General features: G+C 69.5%; 26 protein-coding genes. 12 read left to right on the top strand and 14 right to left on the bottom strand.

Going from position 1 to position 23,430, the window contains the following annotated elements:
* Nucleotides 1–39: 39 nt before the first annotated feature.
* The 5 genes from ACGFNV_RS14615 to ACGFNV_RS14635 form a co-directional block, all read right to left on the bottom strand.
* Nucleotides 40–879: a sulfurtransferase gene (locus ACGFNV_RS14615; RefSeq protein WP_133929144.1), complete on the bottom strand. Its 840-nt coding sequence runs from the start codon at nt 877–879 to the stop codon at nt 40–42.
* A gap of 464 nt (nt 880–1,343) precedes the next feature.
* Nucleotides 1,344–2,078, bottom strand: coding sequence for a DUF2993 domain-containing protein (locus ACGFNV_RS14620; protein WP_393622376.1), 735 nt, complete (start codon nt 2,076–2,078; stop codon nt 1,344–1,346).
* A 105-nt stretch (nt 2,079–2,183) separates the two neighbouring features.
* Nucleotides 2,184–3,272, bottom strand: coding sequence for a hypothetical protein (locus ACGFNV_RS14625; protein WP_393622378.1), 1,089 nt, complete (start codon nt 3,270–3,272; stop codon nt 2,184–2,186).
* A gap of 3 nt (nt 3,273–3,275) precedes the next feature.
* On the bottom strand, nt 3,276–3,530 hold the full coding sequence (locus ACGFNV_RS14630) for a MoaD/ThiS family protein (RefSeq protein WP_133929148.1): 255 nt from the start codon (nt 3,528–3,530) through the stop codon (nt 3,276–3,278).
* A gap of 53 nt (nt 3,531–3,583) precedes the next feature.
* Entirely contained in the window at nt 3,584–4,456 is an 873-nt protein-coding gene (locus ACGFNV_RS14635; protein WP_393622380.1) for an alpha/beta hydrolase, read from the bottom strand.
* 169 nt (nt 4,457–4,625) lie between these two features.
* Between ACGFNV_RS14635 and ACGFNV_RS14640 the strand changes: the two genes are divergently transcribed.
* Nucleotides 4,626–5,405, top strand: a complete 780-nt coding sequence (locus ACGFNV_RS14640; protein ID WP_393622382.1) for a winged-helix domain-containing protein — start codon at nt 4,626–4,628, stop codon at nt 5,403–5,405.
* Between the two features lie 106 nt (nt 5,406–5,511).
* The gene (locus ACGFNV_RS14645) at nt 5,512–6,534 is read left to right on the top strand and encodes a LacI family DNA-binding transcriptional regulator (protein WP_393622384.1); all 1,023 of its coding nucleotides are present in this window, start codon (nt 5,512–5,514) and stop codon (nt 6,532–6,534) included.
* A gap of 84 nt (nt 6,535–6,618) precedes the next feature.
* Here ACGFNV_RS14645 and ACGFNV_RS14650 read toward each other — a convergent pair whose 3' ends face one another.
* Nucleotides 6,619–8,379: a trypsin-like serine protease gene (locus tag ACGFNV_RS14650; protein ID WP_393622386.1), complete on the bottom strand. Its 1,761-nt coding sequence runs from the start codon at nt 8,377–8,379 to the stop codon at nt 6,619–6,621.
* 281 nt (nt 8,380–8,660) lie between these two features.
* On the opposite strand from ACGFNV_RS14650, the gene ACGFNV_RS14655 reads away from it, so the two are divergent.
* From ACGFNV_RS14655 to ACGFNV_RS14670, 4 genes are all read left to right on the top strand, one after another.
* Nucleotides 8,661–9,710: a S1C family serine protease gene (locus ACGFNV_RS14655; protein ID WP_393622388.1), complete on the top strand. Its 1,050-nt coding sequence runs from the start codon at nt 8,661–8,663 to the stop codon at nt 9,708–9,710.
* Between the two features lie 29 nt (nt 9,711–9,739).
* Nucleotides 9,740–9,919 (top strand): hypothetical protein, encoded by a 180-nt coding sequence (locus tag ACGFNV_RS14660; protein ID WP_393622390.1) that lies wholly within the window; start codon nt 9,740–9,742, stop codon nt 9,917–9,919.
* A gap of 94 nt (nt 9,920–10,013) precedes the next feature.
* A complete protein-coding gene (locus ACGFNV_RS14665) occupies nt 10,014–10,748 on the top strand; it encodes a response regulator transcription factor (protein ID WP_393622392.1) in 735 nt (244 codons plus the stop codon).
* Nucleotides 10,745–12,217: a sensor histidine kinase gene (locus ACGFNV_RS14670; protein WP_393622394.1), complete on the top strand. Its 1,473-nt coding sequence runs from the start codon at nt 10,745–10,747 to the stop codon at nt 12,215–12,217. Before ACGFNV_RS14665 ends, ACGFNV_RS14670 begins: the two co-directional genes overlap by 4 nt.
* Before the next feature lie 18 nt (nt 12,218–12,235).
* Here ACGFNV_RS14670 and ACGFNV_RS14675 read toward each other — a convergent pair whose 3' ends face one another.
* From ACGFNV_RS14675 to ACGFNV_RS14685, 3 genes are all read right to left on the bottom strand, one after another.
* Nucleotides 12,236–12,559 carry a hypothetical protein gene (locus ACGFNV_RS14675; protein ID WP_393622396.1) on the bottom strand — a complete coding sequence of 108 codons (324 nt, stop codon included), beginning with the start codon at nt 12,557–12,559 and terminating at the stop codon, nt 12,236–12,238.
* Nucleotides 12,556–12,903 carry a DUF6247 family protein gene (locus tag ACGFNV_RS14680; protein WP_393622398.1) on the bottom strand — a complete coding sequence of 116 codons (348 nt, stop codon included), beginning with the start codon at nt 12,901–12,903 and terminating at the stop codon, nt 12,556–12,558. The genes ACGFNV_RS14675 and ACGFNV_RS14680 overlap by 4 nt, the downstream gene beginning before the upstream one ends.
* A gap of 168 nt (nt 12,904–13,071) precedes the next feature.
* On the bottom strand, nt 13,072–13,527 hold the full coding sequence (locus tag ACGFNV_RS14685; protein WP_393622400.1) for a hypothetical protein: 456 nt from the start codon (nt 13,525–13,527) through the stop codon (nt 13,072–13,074).
* A gap of 73 nt (nt 13,528–13,600) precedes the next feature.
* Between ACGFNV_RS14685 and ACGFNV_RS14690 the strand changes: the two genes are divergently transcribed.
* Nucleotides 13,601–14,095: a hypothetical protein gene (locus ACGFNV_RS14690; RefSeq protein ID WP_393622402.1), complete on the top strand. Its 495-nt coding sequence runs from the start codon at nt 13,601–13,603 to the stop codon at nt 14,093–14,095.
* Between the two features lie 2 nt (nt 14,096–14,097).
* Here ACGFNV_RS14690 and ACGFNV_RS14695 read toward each other — a convergent pair whose 3' ends face one another.
* Complete coding sequence (locus ACGFNV_RS14695; RefSeq protein ID WP_393622404.1) at nt 14,098–14,304, bottom strand: DUF397 domain-containing protein; 207 nt, start codon at nt 14,302–14,304, stop codon at nt 14,098–14,100.
* Nucleotides 14,301–15,128, bottom strand: a complete 828-nt coding sequence (locus ACGFNV_RS14700) for a helix-turn-helix domain-containing protein (protein WP_393622406.1) — start codon at nt 15,126–15,128, stop codon at nt 14,301–14,303. Before ACGFNV_RS14700 ends, ACGFNV_RS14695 begins: the two co-directional genes overlap by 4 nt.
* A gap of 197 nt (nt 15,129–15,325) precedes the next feature.
* On the opposite strand from ACGFNV_RS14700, the gene ACGFNV_RS14705 reads away from it, so the two are divergent.
* The 5 genes from ACGFNV_RS14705 to ACGFNV_RS14725 all read left to right on the top strand — a co-directional run bounded on the left by ACGFNV_RS14705 (nt 15,326) and on the right by ACGFNV_RS14725 (nt 20,525).
* Entirely contained in the window at nt 15,326–15,583 is a 258-nt protein-coding gene (locus tag ACGFNV_RS14705; protein ID WP_393622408.1) for a hypothetical protein, read from the top strand.
* The gene (locus tag ACGFNV_RS14710) at nt 15,580–16,503 is read left to right on the top strand and encodes an aminoglycoside phosphotransferase family protein (RefSeq protein WP_393622410.1); all 924 of its coding nucleotides are present in this window, start codon (nt 15,580–15,582) and stop codon (nt 16,501–16,503) included. Before ACGFNV_RS14705 ends, ACGFNV_RS14710 begins: the two co-directional genes overlap by 4 nt.
* A gap of 158 nt (nt 16,504–16,661) precedes the next feature.
* Entirely contained in the window at nt 16,662–17,528 is an 867-nt protein-coding gene (locus ACGFNV_RS14715) for a hypothetical protein (RefSeq protein WP_393622412.1), read from the top strand.
* 88 nt (nt 17,529–17,616) lie between these two features.
* Nucleotides 17,617–19,701 (top strand): pectinesterase family protein, encoded by a 2,085-nt coding sequence (locus tag ACGFNV_RS14720; RefSeq protein ID WP_393622414.1) that lies wholly within the window; start codon nt 17,617–17,619, stop codon nt 19,699–19,701.
* 92 nt (nt 19,702–19,793) lie between these two features.
* Complete coding sequence (locus ACGFNV_RS14725; protein ID WP_393622416.1) at nt 19,794–20,525, top strand: PH domain-containing protein; 732 nt, start codon at nt 19,794–19,796, stop codon at nt 20,523–20,525.
* A 13-nt stretch (nt 20,526–20,538) separates the two neighbouring features.
* Here ACGFNV_RS14725 and ACGFNV_RS14730 read toward each other — a convergent pair whose 3' ends face one another.
* From ACGFNV_RS14730 to ACGFNV_RS14740, 3 genes are all read right to left on the bottom strand, one after another.
* Nucleotides 20,539–21,204, bottom strand: a complete 666-nt coding sequence (locus ACGFNV_RS14730) for a hypothetical protein (RefSeq protein WP_393622418.1) — start codon at nt 21,202–21,204, stop codon at nt 20,539–20,541.
* Nucleotides 21,205–21,538: 334 nt separating this feature from the next.
* Entirely contained in the window at nt 21,539–22,756 is a 1,218-nt protein-coding gene (locus tag ACGFNV_RS14735) for an ABC transporter permease (RefSeq protein WP_393622420.1), read from the bottom strand.
* The gene (locus ACGFNV_RS14740; protein WP_393622532.1) at nt 22,753–23,430 is read right to left on the bottom strand and encodes an ABC transporter ATP-binding protein; all 678 of its coding nucleotides are present in this window, start codon (nt 23,428–23,430) and stop codon (nt 22,753–22,755) included. Before ACGFNV_RS14740 ends, ACGFNV_RS14735 begins: the two co-directional genes overlap by 4 nt.

Genomic DNA, 23,430 nt, shown 5'->3' on the forward strand with positions numbered 1-23,430 from the left:
CCGGTCGGGTTGGTTTGGTTTCTCGGTCGCGCGCCGGACTTACTTGTTGGCGCCGAGCTCGATCGGCACACCGACGAGGCTGCCGTACTCGGTCCAGGAGCCGTCGTAGTTCTTGACGTTCTGCACACCGAGCAGCTCGTGCAGGACGAACCAGGTCAGCGCGGAACGCTCACCGATGCGGCAGTAGGCGATGGTGTCCTTGGCCAGGTCCACCTGCTCGTCGGCGTAGAGCTCCTTGAGCTCCTCGTCCGACTTGAAGGTGCCGTCGTCGTTGGCGTTCTTCGACCACGGGATGTTGCGGGCGCTCGGGACGTGACCCGGACGCTGCGACTGCTCCTGCGGCAGGTGCGCGGGAGCGAGCAGCTTGCCGCTGAACTCGTCGGGAGAGCGGACGTCGACCAGGTTCTGCGAACCGATGGCCGCCACCACGTCGTCACGGAAGGCGCGGATGGACTTGTCCTGCGGCTTGGCCTTGTAGTCGGTCGTGGCGCGCTCGGGCACGTCCTCGACCAGCTCGCGGGCGTCCAGCTCCCACTTCTTGCGGCCACCGTCGAGCAGCTTGACGTTCTCGTGGCCGTACAGCTTGAAGTACCAGTAGGCGTAGGACGCGAACCAGTTGTTGTTGCCGCCGTACAGGATCACCAGCGTGTCGTTGGCGATGCCCTTCGCCGACAGGAGCTTCTCGAAGCCCTCCTGGTCGATGAAGTCACGACGGACCGGGTCCTGGAGGTCCTGGGTCCAGTCGATCCGGATGGCGTTCCGGATGTGGTTCTTCTCGTACGCCGACGTGTCCTCGTCCACCTCGACGATGGCGATGCTCGGGTCGTCCAGGTGCTCCTGGACCCAATCGGCGTCTACCAGGACGTCGCTGCGGCTCATGCTGTTTCTCCTCCGGGGCAGTTGCGGCGGGGCGTGCAAGTGAGGTGCCGCACGGGTTGGGGCAGCACACATATGCCCTCTACAGGGCAGTGGGGGATGCGGAAGTCGGCGCTTCCACTCAGAAGGGGCGACAGAGCATGGCGGCGACGCGGCACAGGTCTACTGCCCGCCGCTTCGTGAGATCCGCCTGTCGCTTCATAGTTGTCGATCGTAGGGAGGGAGAGGCGGGCATGTCACCGGCGTGTCGCATGATGAGATGCGATCGTCCGGCATGTGGGAACAGAAGAGCGCCCGGCCGTGCCCCGCACGGTTCCCGGGCGCCCGCGTTCCGCACTCGACCGGCTCCCGATCCACTCGATCTACGGAGCGGACATCGGCGTCTCGCTGGTCGGACACCTGGCGCCCACCGAACGCCGTCCTACCCGGAGAGCCCGACCGACCTGGCCGACCTGCCGACCGCCGTCCTACCCGGCGAGCCTGACGTTCGAACCCTTCACCGTGATCTCCACACCGTCCTGCACAGCCTGCACCTTGTCCAGCCGGATCCCACCGGGCAGCTGCTCGATGGTCTGCTGGAAGTCGGTGATCGAGCGGATCGCGGTCTCCGCGAGGTCGATCCCGAGGTCGGGCAGCGAGTCGGCGCGCACCCGCACGGTGTCGCCCTGGACCGTGACCGAGCTGAGCACGGAGACCGGCTTGGGCAGCTTCACCCCGAGGACGGTCGCGTCGATCTGGACCTTGATCTTCCCGTTGCCGCCGTCGGACAGGCCCACCACCCGCGCGCTCACCGCGGGCCCGACCCGCGTCGGCTCCGACTTGGCCGCCTTGAGCAGCTCGTCGTACGCGATGGTCGCGGTGCCCGTCGCGGAGGCGGCGGTCGCGGAGCTGTAGTCGCCGGAGAAGGTGACGCCCTTCATGTCGGCCTTCATGTCGTCGATCCGGATGGTCCTGCCGCCGGTGCCCGTGGGCGCCTCGTAGTCCTTGATGCCGACCTCGACCTGGTCCAGCTCACCGCCGGCGACCTGGGTGAGGAAGGGGAAGCCGTCTATGGACACGTCCGGCGTGGTCGCCAGGTTCTCGCTCGACTTCAGCCGGTCGGCCGCCTCACCCTCGGCGAAGTGCACCGCGACCCGGTCGACGATCACGAACAGCACGCCCAGGACGATGACGGTGATCAGAAGTATCCGCAGCGCGCGCATGCCGTGTTCCCCCACTTGGCTGTCCGTGACGACGACAGCCCACGGTAACCCTGGGCCGCGGGGCCACAGGGCTTTTGTCGATCACCTGTGACACGCGCACACAGGTCAGCCGAGCGCCCGCCCCAGCACCCACACAACCGGCGCGGCGGCGGACAGCGGCAGGGCCACGCCCGCCGTGAAGTGCACGAACCGCGACGGGTAGTCGTAGCTCGCGACCCGGTGCCCGATCAGCGCGCAGACCGCCGCTCCCGCGCCCAGCAGCGCGCCCTGCGTCCCCAGGTCCGTCAGCCCGCCCATCGCGATCCCGGCACCGGCCGCGGCCAGCAGCGAGACGACCACGGAGGCGGGGGTCGGCAGCGGCAGCGCACGGGCCACCACGGCGACCGCCACCGCGGCCGCGCCGACCGTGACCGCGTCCGGCTCGGCCGCGAGGTAGCCCGTCGCGACGATGGCCAGCGCCGAGGACGTCACGGTCGCCATCAGGCCGTACATCCGCTCGTCCGGGTCCGCGTGCGAGCGCAGCTGGAGGACGAGACAGAGCAGCACCCACACGCCGAGCGTGCCGAGGATCGCGGCCGGAGCGTTGTCCCGGCCCGCCACGAGCAGCGCCACGTCCGACACCAGCGCCCCCAGGAACGCCAGCGCGATGCCCTGTCGGGCGGGCCACATCCCGTTCAGCCGGAACCAGCCCGCGGCGGTGACGGCCTGGAGCAGGACGAGGGGCACGAGCAGGCCGTACGACCCGATCGCCGCGGCCCCGGAGAGCAGCAGCCCGAGCACCGCGGTGAGCGCGGCGGGCTGGAGGCCCGGCTCGATGATCGGGGAGCGCCCTTCCTGGCGGGCGCGCTGGGCGTCGGTGAGGCGGGAGTTCCCGGCGACGGTGGCGGGGCCGTAGGAAGGGGCTTCGCCGCCGCCTTGGGCGCCGGGCTCCGGGTGAGCGGGGGGTTCGTAACCCTGCGGCGCGGTCACCGGCGCGTGCGCCTGCGTCTCCCAGGTCTGCCCCTGCCACTGCTGCGTGTACTGCTGCGGGTCCTCGTAGGGCTGCTGGTACGGCTCCTGCTGGTACTGCTGCGGGTACGACTCCTGCTGGTAGGACTCCTGCTGGTACGGCTGCTGCTGGTAGGGCTGTTGCTGCTGAGCCCACCCCTGCTGCTGCGCGTAAGGGTCGTACCCCTCATACGGCTGGTTGCTCACTGCTCACCCTCCTGCGAACGGCGGGAGCACCTCAACCGTGCCGCCCTCGGCCAGCCGTACCGTCTCATGCCCGCGCGTGCCCACGGGATCGCCGTCGAGGAGGAACGAGCAGCGCAGCAGTACGCGGGTCAGCTCGCCGGGGTGCCGCTCGCGCACCGCGTCCAGCGCCTCGGCGAGCGTGGCCGCGTCGTACGGCTCCTCGGCGACGCCGGCGGCGGCCTTGGCGGCGGCCCAATAGCGCACCGTGACCTTTGCCATCGGTTTCCTCTGTCAGCGATCAGAAATCAGACTCGGCGGTGTACACGGTCAGGCTAGCCCGCCCGCGCCACCGCCCAGTCCCCGATGCGGGCCAGCAGCCGGTCGTCCGCCGCGTGTTCGGCGTGGCCCATACCGGGTTCCAGCCAGAGTTCCCCGTGGTCACCGGCGGCGGCCGCGAGCATCCGGGGGTGGTCGAGGGGGAAGTAGCCGTCCTGTTCGCCGTGCACGATGAGCAGCGGGGTCGGCGCGATGCGCGGGACGGCCTCCACCGGGGAGAGCGGGACCGGGTCCCACTCGCGGTGGTGGATGCGCGTACCGAACCCGTAGCGGCCCACCAGACGGCCCTCGGGGCGGGTCACCAGCCAGTGCAGCCGCCGCATGGGGGCGGTGCCCCGGTAGTACCAGCGGGCCGGCGCGCTGACGGAGACCACCGCGTCCGTACGGGCCATGTCGTCGGCGTCGGCCGCTGTGCCGTCCGAGCCGTGCAGCGCCGCGTGCCGCAGCACCACGGAGCCGCCCATGGAGAAGCCGACGGTGACCACGCGCGTGTGCCCGAGTTCGCGGGCCCAGCGCACCGCGGCCGCCAGGTCGTACACCTCGCGGTCGCCGACGGTGGAGCGTCCGCCCGACTCCCCGTGCCCGCGGAAGGAGAAGGTGACGACGGCTCCGTGCCGGCCGAAGGCGCGCGCCACCCGTCGAATGTGCGGCCGGTCCACCGCGCCGGTGAATCCGTGGGCGATCACGAACACGGGATCAACGGAAAGTGGCCGCCGAGTGTCGTATACGGCCGGACCCGGGTCGTATACGGAATGGATCGGAACGCCGTCGACCGTGCGCAGAAACGTCCGCAAAGGCGTGCATCCGGGTGTCTCGTCATTCGGACGAGGGATGGATCGCGCCACATGACCTGCCCGACCAGTGCTCATGTGGGCTATTCTGCTGGACAGAGGACTCGGGCAACGTAGCCCCCGGGTCCTTTTGTGCTTTCGGAAGCGTTGTATACGACGCGGGAAACCGCAGGTGTACGGGCCTTCGGGATCGCAGAGCTGCTGTGCCAACAAACGTCCTCGCAGGGACCGAGGAGGAACCAGACATATGAGTTCTCTGCTGCTCCTGACCAATGCCCTCCAGCCGTCGACGGAGGTGCTTCCCGCACTCGGCCTGCTCCTGCACAACGTGCGGGTCGCCCCGGCGGAGGGCCCCGCCCTTGTCGACACCCCCGGCGCCGACGTCATCCTGGTCGACGGCCGCCGTGACCTTCCCCAGGTCCGCAGCCTGTGCCAGCTGCTGCGTTCGACCGGCCCCGGCTGCCCGCTCGTCCTCGTCGTAACCGAGGGCGGCCTCGCCGCCGTCACCGCCGACTGGGGCATCGACGACGTCCTGCTCGACACCGCCGGCCCCGCCGAGGTGGAGGCGCGGCTGCGGCTGGCCATGGGCCGGCAGCAGATCGTCAACGACGACTCCCCGATGGAGATCCGCAACGGCGACCTGTCGGTCGACGAGGCGACCTACTCGGCCAAGCTCAAGGGCCGCGTCCTCGACCTCACCTTCAAGGAGTTCGAGCTGCTGAAGTACCTCGCGCAGCACCCGGGCCGCGTCTTCACGCGGGCGCAGCTGCTGCAGGAGGTGTGGGGCTACGACTACTTCGGCGGCACCCGGACGGTCGACGTGCACGTACGGAGGCTGCGCGCGAAGCTCGGCCCCGAGCACGAGTCGCTGATCGGAACCGTCCGGAACGTCGGTTATCGATTCGTTACTCCGGAAAAGGCCGAGCGGGCCACCGACGAAGCCAAGGGCACGGCAGACCTGGCAAAGTCGGAGAATACGGACGATACGACCGCTCTGGACGCGACGGAGGCCCGTGCGGAGGCGTAGCGGACGCATGGCGGAGGCATAGCGGACGCTCGGTCAGGGCCTTGTCCTCGTGCGGCGAGGCCATGACGCCCTGCCCAGGGCGGGTCCATCCGCGTAGACTCCGCGCGTGGCCAAGGTGACTCGGGATGATGTGGCGCGGCTGGCGGGAACTTCGACCGCCGTTGTCAGCTATGTCATCAACAACGGACCCCGGCCGGTCGCCCCGGCCACGCGCGAGCGTGTCCTCGCCGCGATCAAGGAACTGGGGTACCGGCCCGACCGGGTCGCCCAGGCGATGGCCTCCCGGCGCACCGACCTCATAGGCCTGATCATCCCGGACGCCCGCCAGCCCTTCTTCGGGGAGATGGCGCACGCGGTCGAACAGGCCGCTTCCGAGCGCGGGAAGATGGTGCTCGTCGGCAACACCGACTACGTCAGCGAGCGCGAGGTCCACTATCTGCGGGCCTTCCTCGGCATGCGCGTCTCCGGACTCATCCTCGTCAGCCACGCGCTGAACGACCAAGCCGCCGCGGAGATCGAGGCATGGGACGCCCGGGTCGTCCTCCTGCACGAGCGGCCCGAGGCCATCGACGACGTCGCCGTCGTCACCGACGACCTGGGCGGCGCACAGCTCGCCGTACGGCATCTGCTGGAGCACGGCTACGAGTACGTCGCCTGTATGGGCGGCACCGCGGAGACCCCCTCGGTCGGCGACCCCGTCTCCGACCACGTCGAGGGCTGGCGCCGGGCCATGGCCGAGGCGGGCATCTCGACGGAGGGGCGGCTGTTCGAGGCGCCCTACAACCGGTACGACGCGTACCAGGTCGCGCTGGAGATCCTCTCCGGGCCGCAGCGGCCGCCGGCGATCTTCTGCTCCACGGACGACCAGGCGATCGGGTTGCTGCGGGCGGCTCGTGAGCTGCGGATCGATGTGCCGGGGGAGCTGGGTGTCGCCGGGTTCGACGACATCAAGGAAGCGGCGTTGACGGATCCGCGGCTCACTACTGTGGCGTCGGATCGGTCGGCGATGGCTCGGGCCGCGGTGGATCTGGTGCTGGATGACGGTGTGCGGGTTCCGGGGTCGCGGCGGGAGAGGCTGAAGGTGTTTCCGTCGCGGTTGGTTGTTCGCCGGTCGTGCGGGTGCGTTTAGCGTTCCACGGCGGGTGCGGGTTTGTTGTGGCTTGTCGCGCAGTGAACCGCGCCCCTTGGGGGCCCGGTTCACTGACCCTGCTTCCTAGAACAGCAAGTTGTACTGGTTGAAGCCCGTGCCCAGCTTGATGCGTGAGCCGAACAGGCTGCTCGACGCCTTGTTCGTGCCGGGGTAGAGCCACAGGTTGCCGGACGAGTCGCGGGTGATGAGGTCGGCGATGCCGTCGCCCGTCACGTCACCGTTGGCCACGTAGGACGTGAAGGTGAAGCCGGTACGGGCCTGGATGCGGGCGGAGAACGGGGTGTTCTGCTGCTGGGTGCCCCGGTAGAGGTAGAGGACGCCCGAGCTGTTGCGGACCAGGAGGTCGGCCTTGCCGTCGCCGGAGAGGTCGCCGTGGCCGAAGATCTGGACGCCCTTCCAGGCGCGGTCGACGATCTTGACCTTGGCGTAGAACTGGCCGTTGCCCTTGCCGGGGTAGAGGTAGACCGAGCCGTCGGAGTCGACGGCGACCAGGTCGGGGCGGGCGTCGCCGGTCAGGTCGCCCGGGATGGCGTACGACTTGTAGCCGCCCCAGACCGAGCTGATCTGCATCCAGGTGTACTCGTCGGTGGCGTGGTCCAGGTAGCTGCGGTACAGCTTGCCGTCCGTCTTGTCGCGGACGATCAGGTCCTGGAAGAAGTCCCGGTCCAGGTCGGCCTGGAGGCCCCAGCTGATGGTCTGGTAGCCGCTGCCCTGGAAGGCGCGCTGGGCGAGCGAGGTGCCCTTGCTGTCCTGCTCGAAGAGGCCGCCGGAGGGCGTACGGGCGAGGAGGTCGGCGCGTCCGTCGAAGGACATGTCGGTGTCGTCGATCCGGGGCTGGGCGGCCCAGGCGTACGAGGAGACCTTGGTGAAGACCGGGTAGGCGCCCTTGGCGGTGCAGCCGGAGACGCCCCACGAGACGATGCCGACGATCTTGCCGCCGGCGACCAGCGGGCCGCCGGAGTCACCGTTGCAGGGGCTGTTGGTGCCCTCGTCGGCGCCGGTGGCGGGGGTGCCCGCGCAGATCATCGAGCCTTCGACGAAGTCGTCCTCGCCGAGGACGGACTGCATCGCGCTGTTGCAGGTGGAGTCGGCGACCAGCGGCAGGGTCGCGGTGCGCAGCTTGGCCGACAGCTCGGCGTCGGAGGCTCCGGAGGTCAGGCCCCAGCCGTAGACCTTGGCGCTGGTGCCCGCCTTGTACAGCGCGCTGTCGTTGGAGGCGGCCAGGCGCAGCCAGGGGTGCTCCAGCGGGCGGTCGAGGGTGAGGACCGCGACGTCGTTCTGGAGGGTGTCGCCGTTGAAGTGCGGGTGGGTCCACTGGCGCCAGACGCCGGCGAGGTCGCCCGTGCTCGTGTCGTCGAGGTCGGTGGTGCCGGCCAGGACGGAGCCGTTCTTGGCCCAGTTGAGGCCCGAGACGCAGTGGGCGGCGGTGAGGACCTTGGTGGGGGACACGAGGGTGCCGCCGCAGAAGTAGCCGTCGCCGGTGGTGTCGTCGTAGTAGGCGAGCTGGACCATCCACGGGGCGCTCGAGATCGTCGTCTCGCCGCCGCCGATGATGAACGGCGTCTTGGCCGGCTTGGTCGCCGGGGTCGCCTGGGCCTTCGCCGCCGCGATGACGCGGTCGTGCAGTTCCTGGGTGGAGGCGCTCGGCTGCGGGGTCTCCGACGGGGCGACGACACCCGTCGGGTCGGGCAGTCCGGCCGGTCCGTCCGCCGCGTTCGCGGGCTGGGCGGCGAGGAGGCTGGCGCAGCTCAGGGCGAGCGCGAGGGCGGTCGCGGGGAGGGCCGTGACGGGGCGTCTCCAGCGGCCGCGCAGGGCACGTATCACTCAAAGCTCCTGGAAATGGGCTGAAGTGGGCTGAGGGAGGTGGCACAGATGTCAGAACCAAGCAAGATTGCACCCCAACAGCCCCTTTGCACACGTCCTTCACAGCAGCTCGGACAAGGTTTCGTTTACCGCAAGCCGTGATCTCACCCCCCGGCCATCTCCCGTTTCCCTGAGCCGCCGGGAGCGCTCCCGGCGCGGCTTTATATCGGGCATACGAGGTTCTGTCGGGCTTCTCAGGGAGGACTCAGGAAGCTCTCATGGTCGGGCGCGACGCTCTTCTCATGACCGAGAGCATCCGCCGCAGCGGCGAGTACGAGAACCCGTACCAGGACCAGCAGCAGGTGTCTTCCGCCCCGGTGAACCCGGAGTGGCCGCCTCCGCCGCCGTACGACCCGACGGTCGCCCAGGCAGCCGCGCCGGCGCCTGCTTCCGCCCCGTCCGCCCCGTCCGCCCCGAGGAGGAAGCGCAACCGTGGCCCGGTCGCGCTGCTCGCCGCCGTGGCGATCGTCGCCGCGGCGATCGGCGGCGGCACGGCCTACGGCATCCAGGAGCTGACCGGCAAGGACCAGGTCACCGCGAGCAGCACCACCACCAACGTGGTGCCCGCCGGCAAGAAGGGCGACATCGCGGCGATAGCCGCCGCCGTCAGCCCGAGCATCGTCGAGATCAACGCGACCTCGAACGCCGGTGAGTCCACCGGGTCCGGCGTGATCATCACGAGCAACGGTGAGATCGTCACCAACAACCACGTCGTCTCCGGCGCCTCGTCGGTCAAGGTGCGGACCAGTGACGGCAAGACGTACACCGCGAACGTCGTCGGGACGGACAGCAAGAAGGACCTGGCGCTGATCAAGCTGGAGAACGCCTCCGGCCTGAAGGCGGCCGCCCTCGGTGACTCCTCCGGCGTGGACGTCGGCGACACGGTCGTGGCGATCGGCTCGCCCGAGGGCCTGACCGGCACCGTCACCAGCGGCATCGTCTCCGCCCTGAACCGGGACGTGACCGTCTCGACGGACGAGGGCCGGCAGCAGCAACAGCAGCAGGGCGGGGGCTGGCCGTTCGAGTTCGGCGGTCAGCAGTTCAACGGCGACACCGGTTCGTCGACGACGACGTACAAGGCGATCCAGACCGACGCGTCCTTGAACCCGGGCAACTCCGGCGGCGCGCTGATCGACATGAACGGCAACATCATCGGCATCAACTCCGCGATGTACTCGGCCGCTTCGTCCTCCTCCTCGGACGCGGGCAGCGTGGGCCTCGGCTTCGCCATCCCGGTCAACACCGTCAAGTCGGACCTGTCGAGCCTGCGGGCCGGCGGCTCCGACAACTGACCCCCTCCGAACCAGCCAGGGAGTACGTCATGATCAAGCAGGTTTCGCACCCGGTGACCGGCGTCGGCGCGGCCGACCTCGGCCTGGCTCTCGACGTGGCGTACGCACTGCACGCGCCGGCGGGCCGGGCACCGGAGGTCGCGACGCGTACGACAGCCGCGCGCCGGGCGACCGCCCGCGGCCGCCGCCGTACGACGGCCCGCACCTGAGCCCCTCTCCACCACGTTCCCGTCGGGAAACATGCGAGGCTGAAAGCGTTCCGCCCGCCCCTGCCGTCCCACCGCACCCGAGGATCCCGAGCCCATGAGCCCCGCCGAAGGCGACCGTGACCCCCAGCGCATCCTGATCGTCGACGACGAGCCGGCGGTGCGCGAAGCACTCCAGCGCAGTCTCGCCTTCGAGGGCTACGACACGGAGGTCGCGGTCGACGGCGCCGACGCCCTGGAGAAGGCCACGGCCTACCGCCCCGACCTGGTCGTCCTCGACATCCAGATGCCCCGCATGGACGGCCTGACCGTCGCCCGCCGCATCCGTGGCGCCGGCGACACGACCCCGATCCTCATGCTGACCGCCCGCGACACGGTCGGCGACCGCGTCACCGGCCTCGACGCGGGCGCCGACGACTACCTGGTCAAGCCCTTCGAGCTCGACGAACTCTTCGCCCGCGTCCGCGCGCTGCTGCGGCGCAGCTCCTACGCGGCGGCGGTCGCGCAGGCCGCCCAGGACGACGAGGCCCTGACCTTCGCCGACCTGCGCATGGACCTGGCGACGCGGGAGGTGACGCGGGGCGGGCGCCCGGTGGAACTGACCCGCACGGAATTCACGCTCCTGGAGATGTTCATGGCGCACCCGCGCCAGGTCCTCACCCGCGAGCAGATCCTCAAGGCGGTCTGGGGCTTCGACTTCGAGCCCTCCTCCAACTCCCTCGACGTGTACGTCATGTACCTGCGCCGCAAGACGGAGGCGGGCGGCGAGCCTCGGCTCGTGCACACGGTTCGGGGTGTGGGGTACGTCCTGCGACAGGGCGGCGCTGAGTGAGTTCCTGGACGCACCGGGCCGTACGCCGGCTCCGCTCCCTCCCGATCCGCTCCCGGCTGGCGCTGCTGGTGGCGGCGGCGGTGGCGTTCGCTGTGGCGGCGGCCTCGGTGACGTGCTGGTTCATCGTCCAGGGCAAGCTGTACGACCAGCTCGACGACGATCTGCATCAGGCGGCGGGCACCCAACCGTACGCCGCTGTCGTCAACACGCTCACCGACTGCCCCAGCGCACCGGTGGACACCCGCCGCGACTTCCGGGTGCGGGACTCCGTCTACCTCCAGCTCGTGACGGCGGACGGCAAGGCGTGCGTCTCGTCGAACTCCGAGGGCACGGTCAAGGTCACCGGTGCCGACAAGGACCTCGTCAAGGAGGGGTCGACCCGCAAGGAGGTCACCCGCAACGGCACGGACCAGGACGGCAACGCGGTTCGGGTGCTGACCACTCCGCTGTACGTCAGCGCGGGCCCCGGAAGCGAGCCCCAGCCGTTCAGCCAGGCCGCTCTGCTCATCGCGGTCCCCCTGAAGAGCACCCAGTCCACCCTGAACGAGCTCGCCCTGATCCTGCTCCTCGTCTCCGGCATCGGAGTCATCGGCGCGGGCGTGGCGGGCCTGGCGGTGGCACGGGCGGGGCTGCGCCCGGTCGACAAGCTCACGGAAGCCGTGGAACACGTCGCCCGCACGGAGGACCTGAGCATCCGCATCCCGGTCGACGAGGACAGCGAGGACGAGGTGGCGCGCCTGTCGCGTTCCTTCAACTCGATGACGTCGGCGCTGGCGAGCTCACGAGACCTGCAACAGCAGCTGATCGCGGACGCGGGCCACGAACTGCGCACACCGCTGACGTCGTTGCGCACCAACATCGAGTTGCTGACCCGCAGCGAGGAGACGGGCCGCCCGATCCCGGAAGCGGACCGCAAGGCGCTGCTCGCATCGGTGAAGGCGCAGATGACGGAGCTGGCGTCGCTGATCGGCGACCTCCAGGAACTGTCCCGCTCGGAGGGCCAGCGCGGCGAACGCCTCCAGGTGGTCTCGCTGGAGGACACGGTCGAGGCGGCCCTGCGCCGAGCCCGCCTGCGCGGTCCGGAGCTGACGATCACGGCGTCGCTGGACCCCTGGTACGTACGGGCGGAACCGGCCGCGCTGGAGCGGGCGATCGTCAACATCCTCGACAACGCGGTCAAGTTCAGCCCTGAGGCCGGCACGATCGAGGTGCAGCTGACCGAAGGCGTCCTGACGGTCCGCGACCACGGCCCCGGCATCCCCGCCGAGGAACTCCCCCACGTCTTCGACCGCTTCTGGCGCTCCCCCAGCGCCCGCGCTCTGCCCGGCTCGGGCCTGGGCCTGTCCATCGTGGCCCGCACGGTCCAGGAGGGCGGCGGCGAGGTGACGCTGGCCCGCGCGGAGGGGGGCGGAACGGTGGTGACGGTGCGGCTGCCGGGGGCGCCGGTGCCGCCGCCTGCGGTTTCCTGATCGCTCAGTCGACCCCAGTCACTGCCAGAAGATCTCCACAACCACGATCTGCGGATCCTCAACGCGCCGCTCGAAGGTGTAAACCAGCCAGCCCTTGTAGTTGTCGAAGTGCAGAATGCGCGGTCCCTTGGGATCGCTGGACCATACCGGCTCAACGCTCATGGTCTCTGGCAGGCCGACATCGGCATCGATACCCCGGAAATATGGGTCCTTCGCCGTGACCAGCTCCGCGCGGGCCTCGTCAACCATCTTCCGCACGTGCTCAGGCAGTGCTTCACGGTGGGAGAGGGCATCGAGCCGCCAGTCCATCTGCCAGGGCGGCCCCATGAACCCGCCGGTCACTCGCCAGGCTCCAGTTCCCGCGTCCCATAGCGGATCTTCGACACCTCTTCGAGGAGTGCCTGCGCCTCAGCGAAGTCGGCGGTTTCTGCCGCGCGGCGGTGCAGATCCCGCACGTGAGCGTCGAGCCTGGGATCACGAGCAATTGCGTACTCGCACCACCAGCGAGCCACGAAGGCGGGCACAGGGCCAAGATCGTATGTGTCGGCGATCGCGCGCTTCCAGTGGCTGTCGAAGTCGGGGAGGAGCTGCGGCGCGTCCTCGGCGATGGCCCTGCGCAGCGCCTTCGGGGTCCGCTCGGGCATGGGAGGGACGACCGCATCGGGTTCCGCAGCGTGAGCAGCCATGATCGATGTCCTCCTTCGACGCGCCGTGTCTACGACCATAGCCGCCTCGCACTTCCTGGATCAGTCAGGCGTGTCCTGTGCACAAGATCAGCTTGTTGGTTGTGAAGCATCGCCGCTCAGGAACTCCGAGTGACATCACCCGAAGGTGTGCAGCCCCGGACCCGCCGCTCACCCGCCCGCCCTGTCCGCTCCTGTCGCCTCGCTCAGCAGGGCGGCAAGACGGACGGCGGGCTTCTCCCCGGCTCGCTGCCTGATCAGGCCCTCTTTGGCTGCTGCACGAAGCCAGACCTCCGAGCTGTCCTCATCGGCCTTCAGCACCCGAGCCGTCACCACCACAGGATTCAGACCCCCAGCACCACCGCCGGCAACAACACGGATTGTCTTCTCATCCTCGTCAGAGCCGACCGGCCCGGTTTCGACTGCTCGGCCCGCCCTCCCCAGCACACTGGAGACGCGCTTGACCGCATCCTCGAACGGCAGGGGGACAAGCAGGTCGATCTCATGGACGTTCTTCGTCATCAGCTTGGCCACAGCCCGGACCAAACGACCACCACCACTACCCCCACTCACCGCGCCAAGAGCGGCAAGCTCTTCAGCCAAGATCTGGTCCTCGCTCAGCTCCACGCGCCCCACCCTCGCACTAGATCGCCCCACCAGGCCGCCACATGCTGTGTCGCTCGGCAGACCATGGTGACGCATGCCGGTCAAAGAGTCGCGTCCCTGCTTCTTCACCCCACCGCCGCCCGACAAGGCCGATCTTTTCAGGCCGCCCATAGCCGCCGTAGCCTCGGCGACTGTGACTACGTCTTCCTGGTACGTCTTCCTCGAAGAGGACGCCGAGTCGTTCGAAAGCCTCGAAACGAAAGGCCTCTTCCTGCACCGCTGGCACCTGGTGGCCAGTCAGCACGTCGAAGCGGGGAGGCAGGCCGCCGAGGCCAGAGCTCGGGAGCTTGCCGACAGTCATGTTCCGCAGCACGTGGCCAAGCGACTGGAGCCCCGAGGCCGGCCGCACCGGAGCGTGTTCCGCATGCAGGACGGAACATGGCTGGTGAGGGTGAGGTACGGCTACGCCAAGACGCACTTCCGGGTCAGCATGGGTGAACTCGTGCGCACGGAGGAAGAGGTCGAGGGCGGGCTGAAGGAGGAGTCCTACGCGCCCAGGGGAGGGCTCAGGGGACTGTTCGGGATCTGAGCCTACGTCGCGGCCTGCTTGGCCTGCGCCACGAAAGCCACCCATGAGGCCGCGCCGAAGACGAGCACGTGGCCTTCGGGAGCCTTGCTGTCCCGGACGGGGACTATGCCGGGGTGGCCGTCGGCGACCTCGACGCAGTTGTTGTCGCCCCCGTCGCTGTAGCTCGACTTACGCCAGACGGCGGTGCTGAAGTCGGGGGTCTGCTTCATGACCTGTACTCCTCCAGTACGTCTCTGATGAACGTCAGTGAGTCCGACGGGGACAGCGCTAAATCCCGCAGCCGATCGTAGGACAAGCGGTGGTGCAGGACGTCTGCCGGATCGTCCATCAGCAAACCGCCGCTGTTGCCCTCCGCATAGGCCACAGCGCTTCCGTCCTTCTGCCAAAGCAGGGTTAGTGACCCCTTCCCCATGTGCTCGTGGATGCCTGCCGTGAATGGCAGTACCTGGATGACGACGTTGGGCCACTGCGCGACCGCTTCAACGTGCAGCAGCTGACCTTCCCAGGTCTCAGAACTGGCCGAGGGACGGCGGAGAGCGAGCTCGTCGATGACGAAACGAACGCTGGGCGCCGGGGTCTTGCGGAGCAGAAGCTGCCGCCCCAGCCGTGCGGCCACCTGCTCCTCAACCGCCTCGGTGTCTTGGTCGGTTGTCTGGGCCTTAGACAACACCTCTCGCGCGAATTCCTCGGTCTGCAGCAACCCGGGCACATTCGGCGTGTACTTGTCCATGATCCGAGCCGTCGTCTCCAGCCGCATGAACTCCTTGTACTTGTCCTTGAAGGCGTCGATCCGCGCCACCTTCCAAAGACTGACCAGCAGGTCACCGGACCCGTAGTAGCCGTCCAGGTCCTCCATGACCGTCACCTTGGACAGCCGCTCGCCCGACTCCAGGCGGCTCAGGTAGCTCTTGTCGTACCCGGACTCGTCGGCCAACTGCCCCAGCGACTTGCCCTCCTTCTCCCTGAGAAACCTGAGCGTCCGGCCAAGCACCGCACGCCCCGACTCGGCTTCCACGTCAACGCGTTCGTCCATGTCACCCCTCACCGTTGTCCAGGGCCGCAGACAACGCCGACCCCCTTCCGCAGCGTACGTGCAACCAGTGACGATCGAGCCACGAACGGTAATCACCGCTCGTCAGCCATCGTCAAGGAGACGCACGTGTCCCTCCTGCTTGCCGTCCCACGAGCCCTGCTCCCCGCCCCGGGCCGACACCGCCAGGAGGTCTACGCATGAGGCTCTTGCCCTGGACCACACCCGACGGCCGCCCCTGCTACCTCAGCACTGATCGCCGCGACAGCCGACTCTCCCGCCTCGCCGACGACATCGAGGCCGCGCAACTCGCCTCCGGCGAACAGGTCCTGAAGGGCGCCAGAGCCGTACTCGCAGATCCCGAGGCCGGCGAGCGGGCCGTACGTTTCGCGCTCACCCGGGCCGTCGAGTCACTCGGGGACGTGCTCCGGATCGCGACGCGTAAGGTGCCCGAATGATCGACGTACCGGAGGCCTTCGTCACGACCACCGTCGACCGTGAGGGAGACGCCGGCGCAGCCTGGCTCGCCGAACTGCCGGACATCGCACAGACGTTGCTCGACCGCTGGGCCTGCGTACCCGACGGAGACGTCCTGCACGGCGGTGTCGGAGTCATCGTCCCCGTAAGGCGGCCGGGCGGGGCGCCCGCCGTGATCAAGGTGTCGTTCCCGCACCCCGGCAACGTCCACGAGCCCGACGCGTTCGCCGTCTGGCAAGGACACGGCGCCGTCCTCCTGCACGACCGCGCGGACGACCACTTCGCCATGCTGCTGGAGCGGGCCCACGCTTCAACCCTCGACGAGGTCGAGGACGGCGACGAGGTGGTGGCCGTCGCGGGACGGCTCGCCCGGCGGCTGGCCGTGCCCGCGCCGCCCGGCCTGCCCCGGCTCCGGGACGAGGCCGACGCCTGGGAGGAGGAGCTGCGCAAGGACGCGGCGGAGCTCACCCACGCCCTCCCCCGCCGCACGCTCGACGCGGCCCTCGCAACCGTCCGCGAACTGGGCCGCTGCCAACCCGACACCCTCATCCACGGCGACCTCCACGCCCGGAACATCCTGCGCGCCGACCGCGAGCCCTGGCTGGCCGTCGACCCCAAGGGTTACGTGGGAGACCCCGCCTACGACGGCGGCACCCTGCTCAAGTCACGCGCGCTGACGCTGCTGGCGGCCGATGACCTGCCCAAGGCCATCCACCGCGTGCTGGACCTCTTCGCCGAGACGGCGGAACTCGACCGTGTACGGGTCCACCGCTGGGCCCAGTTCCACGCCGTCCGCGCCGCGTTCCACGGCCGGCGTCACGGGTTCAGCATCGCACGTGGCGGGCCCCGACTGGACTGGCTCACCCAACTCGTCGACGGGCTCGCGGAGTTGCTCACGTAAAGCAGACAAAGGGCGACAGGTACCCCCAGCCGGCTGTCAATGTGCTGTCATCCTCACCTGACCCGAACCCTACTTGTGAGTTATCTGCCATCTTCTCGGGCTGTCAGACAGGTGTCCCACAGACACCTGTGACCGCACAGAGGAGTGAGCCACCCCCCATGCGTCTCATTCGCACGTCAACTCTCAAGAAGGGCGGCCTCATCGCCGCCTCCGCCACCCTCGCCCTGACCGGTCTGCTGACCGGCGCCGGTTCCGCGCAGGCGGCCGGCAGTGGGCCGGGCGGGGCGACCAACGTCCGGGGTACGGACCCGGGCGACACCGATCTGATGATCGAGCGGCTGTGCAACCAGAAGGGCAGCCTGACCGGCGTGTACGGCGCGTACAACGTCGACAGCGGCGAGTTCAAGACCCGTGACGAGTACCTGCGGGACGTCGTCCCGCTGTGGATGCCGATCGGCCCGTGGGAGACCTTCCGCGGCTGGTGCGGGTACGCGCAGGCGTCGACCTGGTCCGTCAAGGGCGAGAGCGTCCGCACCTCGCCGTGGATAGGCAACCGGGGCTCCAAGGACGACAAGGAGACCTTCGTCAGCAGCTACAGCACCAAGACGTTCGCCAAGAAGAGCGTGGGCGGCTCGATCAGTCTCTCCCTCGCCAAGAGCATCTTCTCGGGCAGCGTCGGCGGCAGCGCGGGCTACGAGTGGGGCTGGGAGAAGACCTCGTCGTTCGAGCGCCGCAGCGAGAAGACCATCCCGCCGTGCACCCAGGTCGCCGTGACCTGGACGCCGTACCAGCGCGTCGTCCGCGTCAACCCGATCTTCCAGGTGGAGGAGTACAGCTGGGACAAGGGCAACGGCAACAAGTCCACGGTGACGACCTGGCGCGGCCGGGACGCCAAGTGGAAGACGATCTACTCGTACGGCTACTACATCGACGGGACCTCGGACAAGCTCCTGCCCAACGGCCAGCCCGACGGCCGTGAGGACAAGTGGGAGCAGAAGCTGGATCCGAGGACCTGCTCCAAGTAGGCCCAAAAGCAGGCGGGTTCGAGGCAACCTTTCCGTGCGGGGCGGCGACTGCACAGCGGCCATCCCCCCGCACGGAAACGGAACCCGCATGAGTGAGATCCGCAGCAAGGCCCGCCACCGCAGGCGCAGCACCGCCGTGGTGGCGGGCGTCCCGCTGGCTCTGATCGCCGCCGGCGTCCTGAGCTACGGCACGGACCTCGGCATGTTCGGCACGGACGCCCGCCAGGCCTCCGCAGCCACCGCCGTCAGTGCCGCCGCTCCCGCCTGGGCCACCGCCACCGCGGACGGCTTCGCCTCGGTCAACGCCCTCGGACAGAACGGCACTTACGGCGGACGCGACGGCAAGACCGTCACCGTGAAGACGCTCGCCGACCTGGAGAAGTACGCGACGGCCCCGGAGCCGTACGTCATCGTCGTCGCGGCGACCATCAACATGAACCCGGTCGGGAAAGAGATCAAGGTCCAGTCGGACAAGACCATCGTCGGCGCCGGCACCTCCGGGCACATCGTCGGCGGTGGCTTCTTCCTCGGCCAGGGCGTCCACAACGTGATCATCCGGAACCTCACGATCCGGGACGCGTACCAGGGCGTGTGGAACGACAAGGAGCACGACTTCGACGCCATCCAGATGGACGGCGCGCACCACGTGTGGATCGACCACAACGACCTGCGGCACATGGCCGACGGGCTCATCGACAGCCGCAAGGACACGACGTACCTGACGGTCTCCTGGAACAAGCTGAGCCAGGAGAACAAGGCGTTCGGCATCGGCTGGACCGACAACGTCACCGCGGACATGACCATCCACCACAACTGGATCCGCGAGACCGAGCAGCGCAACCCCTCCACGGACAACGTCGCCCACGCGCACCTCTACAACAACTACCTGGAGGACGAGGCGGGCACCTCCATCACCGCCTCGTACGGCAACTACTCGCGCGGCAAGACGAACATGGTCCTGGAGAACTCCTACTTCCAGGGCCTGAAGAACCCGGTGACACGTGACGCCACGGCCACCGTCGTCCAGCGCGGCAACGTCTTCTCCGGCACGAGCGGCCGTAACGAGAGCGGCGGTTCGGGGGCCGCGTGGGACCCGAAGAAGTACTACGCGTACACGCTGGACAAGGCGGCGGACGTCCCGGCGCTGCTCAAGGCGGGCGTCGGCCCGCGCGCCAGCATAGGGACGACCGTCACCACCGCCACCACGAAGGCAGCCGCGGCCACCACACTCACCGTCGCCAAGGACGGCAGCGGCCAGTACACCTCGGTCCAGGCCGCCGTGAACGCCGTACCCGCCAACAACCCCTCCCGTGTGGTGATCGCGGTCAAGCCGGGCACGTACCGCGAGCTGGTCAAGGTGCCGTCCAACAAGCCGCACGTCACCATCCAGGGCACGGGGGCCAGCCGTAAGGACACGGTGATCGTCTACAACAACGCGTCGGGCACTCCGAAGCCCGGCGGTGGCACGTACGGCACCGGCGGCAGCGCCTCCGTCGCCGTCGAGGCGGACGACTTCCAGGCCCGCAACCTGACCATCTCCAACGACTTCGACGAGGCCGCGCACCAGGACATCGCCAACCAGGCGGTCGCGCTGCGCACCGCAGCCGACAAGGTCTTCCTCGACGGCGTCATCGTCAGCGGCGACCAGGACACGCTGCTGGTGGACACGGCGTCCAAGGACAAGCTGGGCCGTGTCTACATGACGAACTCGTACGTCGTCGGCAACGTCGACTTCATCTTCGGCCGCGCCACCGCCGTGATCGACAAGTCCGTCATCACCCTGAAGAAGCGCTGGAACGGCCAGTCGGCCGGGTACGTCACCGCCCCGAGCACGGCCGCGAACCGCAAGGGCATCCTGATCGCCAACTCCACCATCAACGGCGACGTCTCCGACCGCACCTTCTACCTCGGCCGCCCCTGGCACGCCGGTGGCGACGCGAGCCTCGACCCGCAGACCACGGTCCGCAACACCAGCCTGAGCGCCGCGATCAAGACCACCCCGTGGACCGACATGAGCGGCTTCTCCTGGAAGGACGACCGCTTCGCCGAGTACAAGAACAGCGGCACCGGCTCGGGCGGCGCCAGTTCGGACCGGCCCGTCCTCACCGACGCCCAGGCCGCGGACCAGGAAGTCGCGGACTGGCTGGCCGGCTGGACCCCGTCCGCTTCCTGACGCCGGCTTTACCCTCCCTCTCACCTGGGGCGCTTAGCATCTCCCCGGTCGCGCGTCGTCCGCATCCGCGACCGGAGAGGTGCGATTCACCGGTGAGCGAGAACCGTTCCACGCGGGAGTACGGGCGGCGCAGGCGGATGCCGCGTCGCCGGTTCGGCTTCATCGCGCTCTGCCTGGGGAACTACGTCTTCCGTCTGACCCAGGACGACCACGACGCCATGAACCGGTGGGCCGACGCAGCCGTCGCCGCCATGGTTCTGGCGTTCCTGACCTGGACCTCCCTGCTCCACTGGCGAGGCCGCACGATCGCCGGCCCCGACGGCATCACCACCCGCGGCGCCCTGCGCGTACGTCGCGTCGCCTGGCCCGACGTCTACGACATCCGTATCGAGCCCGTCCCGAACCAGCCCGTCGACGGCCCTGTCTTCCTCACCTATCTCTACGGCGCCGACGGCCACCGGACCCGTCTCCCGTTCCTCGACGACTGGCAGTTGCCCGGCTTCTACGGCCTCCGCGCGGAAGTCGGCGCCCTGCGCGAGGCAGCCGCCCTGTGGCGCGGAACGGCCTGGGAGCGGCGGCCCGAGGTGGAGGAACGGATCCGTCGACGAGCGGGACACCGCAAGGCGTGGCAGCGGGCGGTGACCGGTGCGGTGGTGGTCCTGCTGGTCATGCTGGTGGCGCTGTTCGTCGAGGCCCTCTCCGGCGCGACCCTCCGCCCCGTCCTGCTCCTCGTATGCGTCCCGGCGGCCTCCTTCGCCCTCCTCGCGGCGTTGCTGCACTGGCGCTGGGAGTCGCAGGTGCCGGATCACCTGAGGGAGCCCTGACCTCCTCCTCCCATCAGGTGTCCAACAGGACTCCCGGCAGCCCGATTTTCCTCACCCGACCGTCGACGAGGTCCACCCGCGCGACCGACTCCTCGGCATAGACGAGCCACCCGTCCCGCGTCCGTACGACATCCTGCGAGGCGGCCAACCCCTCGACCCGGACACGGTGCAACTCCCGCCCGTCGCGAGCGTCGACTTCCACGACTTCGGTGTCACCCCCGACCCCCACAGCGACCACGATCGACGCTCCGTCCGCCGCGACGGCGTCGACCCGACCGCCGCTCACGGAGACGGTCGTGGCGCTGTCGGCCCGTACGACCCGAGCCCCGACAGCCCGAGAATCCGCCCCGGCCACGACCACAACGGGGCGCCCCGCAGGACAGGCAAGCCCGACGACCTGCCGCCCCACCGCCACCCGCGTCACCTTCCCGCTGCCCATCTGCGCGACGGACACATCGGCCTCACCCCCCAGACACACCGCGTCCGCCCCCGGATCCGAAGCGGCGAACCCGATGGTGCCGGGGACCTTCACCTCACGCCGGATGGTCCAGTCACCGGGATCCTTGACCAGCACGCTCGACACACCCCCGGCCCCCGGCAACCCCGCCACCTCCGCGACCAGCGTCTTCCCGGGCAACACCCGCCGCAGCGCCTCACCACCACGCACACCGTCGAGCACGTGATCCTCCCGGTTCACCAGATACCGACGATCCGCCCCACCCCCCTCCCGCGGCACACTCACCAGCCAACGCCCATCCGCCAGCCGCACAATGTGCGGACTCACCACATCACTGTCATCGGCCTGCTGAGGCACCACTGCCAGACTCTCCGCCCGACCCTCCCGCGCATTGACCCCGACAACCGTCACCAACCCGTCCACCCTGGCAAGCGCAAACGTCGAGGCCCCGTCCCAGTCATGGCCCAACTTCACACCACCGGGGCCCGAGCAGGCCGTTGTCAGGGCGACGGCCGCGAGGAGAAGCCGCCCACGAATCCACCGTGCCATCGGCCGCTCACCAGTCCTTCATCGCGTCGGTCGGGGACATCGCCGCGGCCCGGCGGGCCGGGAGCAGCGCGCCCGCCGCCACCACGAGCACCGTGAGACCGAGCATCAGCACCAGAGTCGCCGCCGACGGCAACGGCACCCAGCCCTTCACATAGGGAGCGAGGTCCGTGCTGCCCCGCATCAGCGCCGCGCCTACCCCGCCGAGCACCGCTCCGAGGACGATGCCGATGAGCGCGGCCACCGCACCGGCCAGTGCCATCTCCGTGACCAGCATGGTCAGCACGGCCCGGGTGCGGAAACCGACCGCCTTGAGAATGCCGACCTCCTGTGCCCGTTGACGCGACAACGCCCCGGTCACGGTGACCGCGCCGACGAACGCCAGCACCCCGAGCACGGCCAGCAGGGCCTGGCCGACCACCCTGATCAGCTCCAGCACGGAGGGCAGCGCGTCGAGCTGCTGGCGCAGGGTGACCGCCGGATAGCCGAGCTGCTGCACGGCCTTCATCACGCCCGGCACGTCCGCCGCGGTCCGTGCGACCACGGTCAACTGGTCGTACCCGGTGGTGCCCAGGTAGCTGTCCTCCGGCTGTCCGGCCCGCTGGGCGGCCCACTCGATCACCGTGGAGTCGGCCGCGTACGCGGCATCCGGGCCGTCCAGCTGCCAGGACGGGTCGTACACGGCGACGAGCCGGGCACGGCCGCTGACACCGGTGCCCTCACCCGGCCGTACGAACCGAATGGTCTCGACGTCGATCTCGCGGCCCACCAGCCTCCTCAGGTCGACGCCCTGAGACGTGGCCGGCGCGACGATCTCGCCCGGTCGCAGCGGGAAGAGCCGGGCACGGACGGACTTGGTGACCGGAGGAGTGAGCGCCGAGCGGTGGGTCGTCGCGTAGAGCAGCGCGCTGTCCCCCGCCTCGGTCTGCACGCTGAACGACACCTGTGCCCGGTGCTGCACTGCGGCGACGTTCGGCAGGTGGCCCAGCCGGGCCTCCGTACGGTCCGTCAGCTCGGCAGTCCCGGGACGCCCGTCGGGCCGGTCGACGGTGATGCTGCGGTTCGCGGCGCTTTCCTTGACCCCGCTGTCGGTGGCGCTCTGCGCCCGGTCGGCGATGCCCAGCGCGCCGAGACAGACGGCTCCCGCGACCGCCACCAGAGCCACCAGGCCGTACAGCCTTCGGCGTAGGGCACGGACGTTGGCCAGGGCCTGGGCGAAGACGCTCATGCCGCACTCCCCTCGGTCACCAGTGCTCCCTCATCCAGTCGGTGCACCACGTCCGCCGCGTCGGACACGGCCGGGTTGTGTGTCACGAGCACGACCGCACGCCCCTCGTCCGCGAGTTCGCGGAACAACCCGAGCAGGACCTGCTCACTCGCCTCGTCGAGGTTTCCGGTCGGCTCGTCGGCCAGCACCACGGGTGGATCGTTGACCAACGCCCGCGCCAGTGCGACCCGCTGCTGCTCACCGCCGGACAGCTCACTGGGCAGATGCGCGGCCCGCTCGCCGAGCCCCACCCGCTCCAGCAGCGTGCGGGCGCGCGCCTCCCCGTCCGCTCGGCGACCGAGGTACGGCAGCAGGACGTTGCGCAGCGCCGAGTGCTGGGGCAGCAGGTTGTACGACTGGAAGACGAACCCAAGTCGACTGCGGCGCAGGTCGGCCAGCGCCCCGTCGCCGAGCCCGCACGTGTCGGCGCCCTCGACGAACACCCGGCCACGGTCCGGCGCCGTCAGCAGGCCGAGGATGTGGAGCAGCGTGGTCTTCCCGGATCCGGAGTGCCCGACCAGCGCGGTCACCTCGCCTCCCCTCACGACGAGACCGACGTCGCGCAGCACGTCGACCCGACTTCCGCGCAGGGTGTAGGACTTGCCCACACCCTCCGCGCGCAGCAGTTCGCCCAC

Source organism: Streptomyces sp. NPDC048751 (genome assembly GCF_043198595.1).
Lineage (GTDB): Bacteria > Actinomycetota > Actinomycetes > Streptomycetales > Streptomycetaceae > Streptomyces.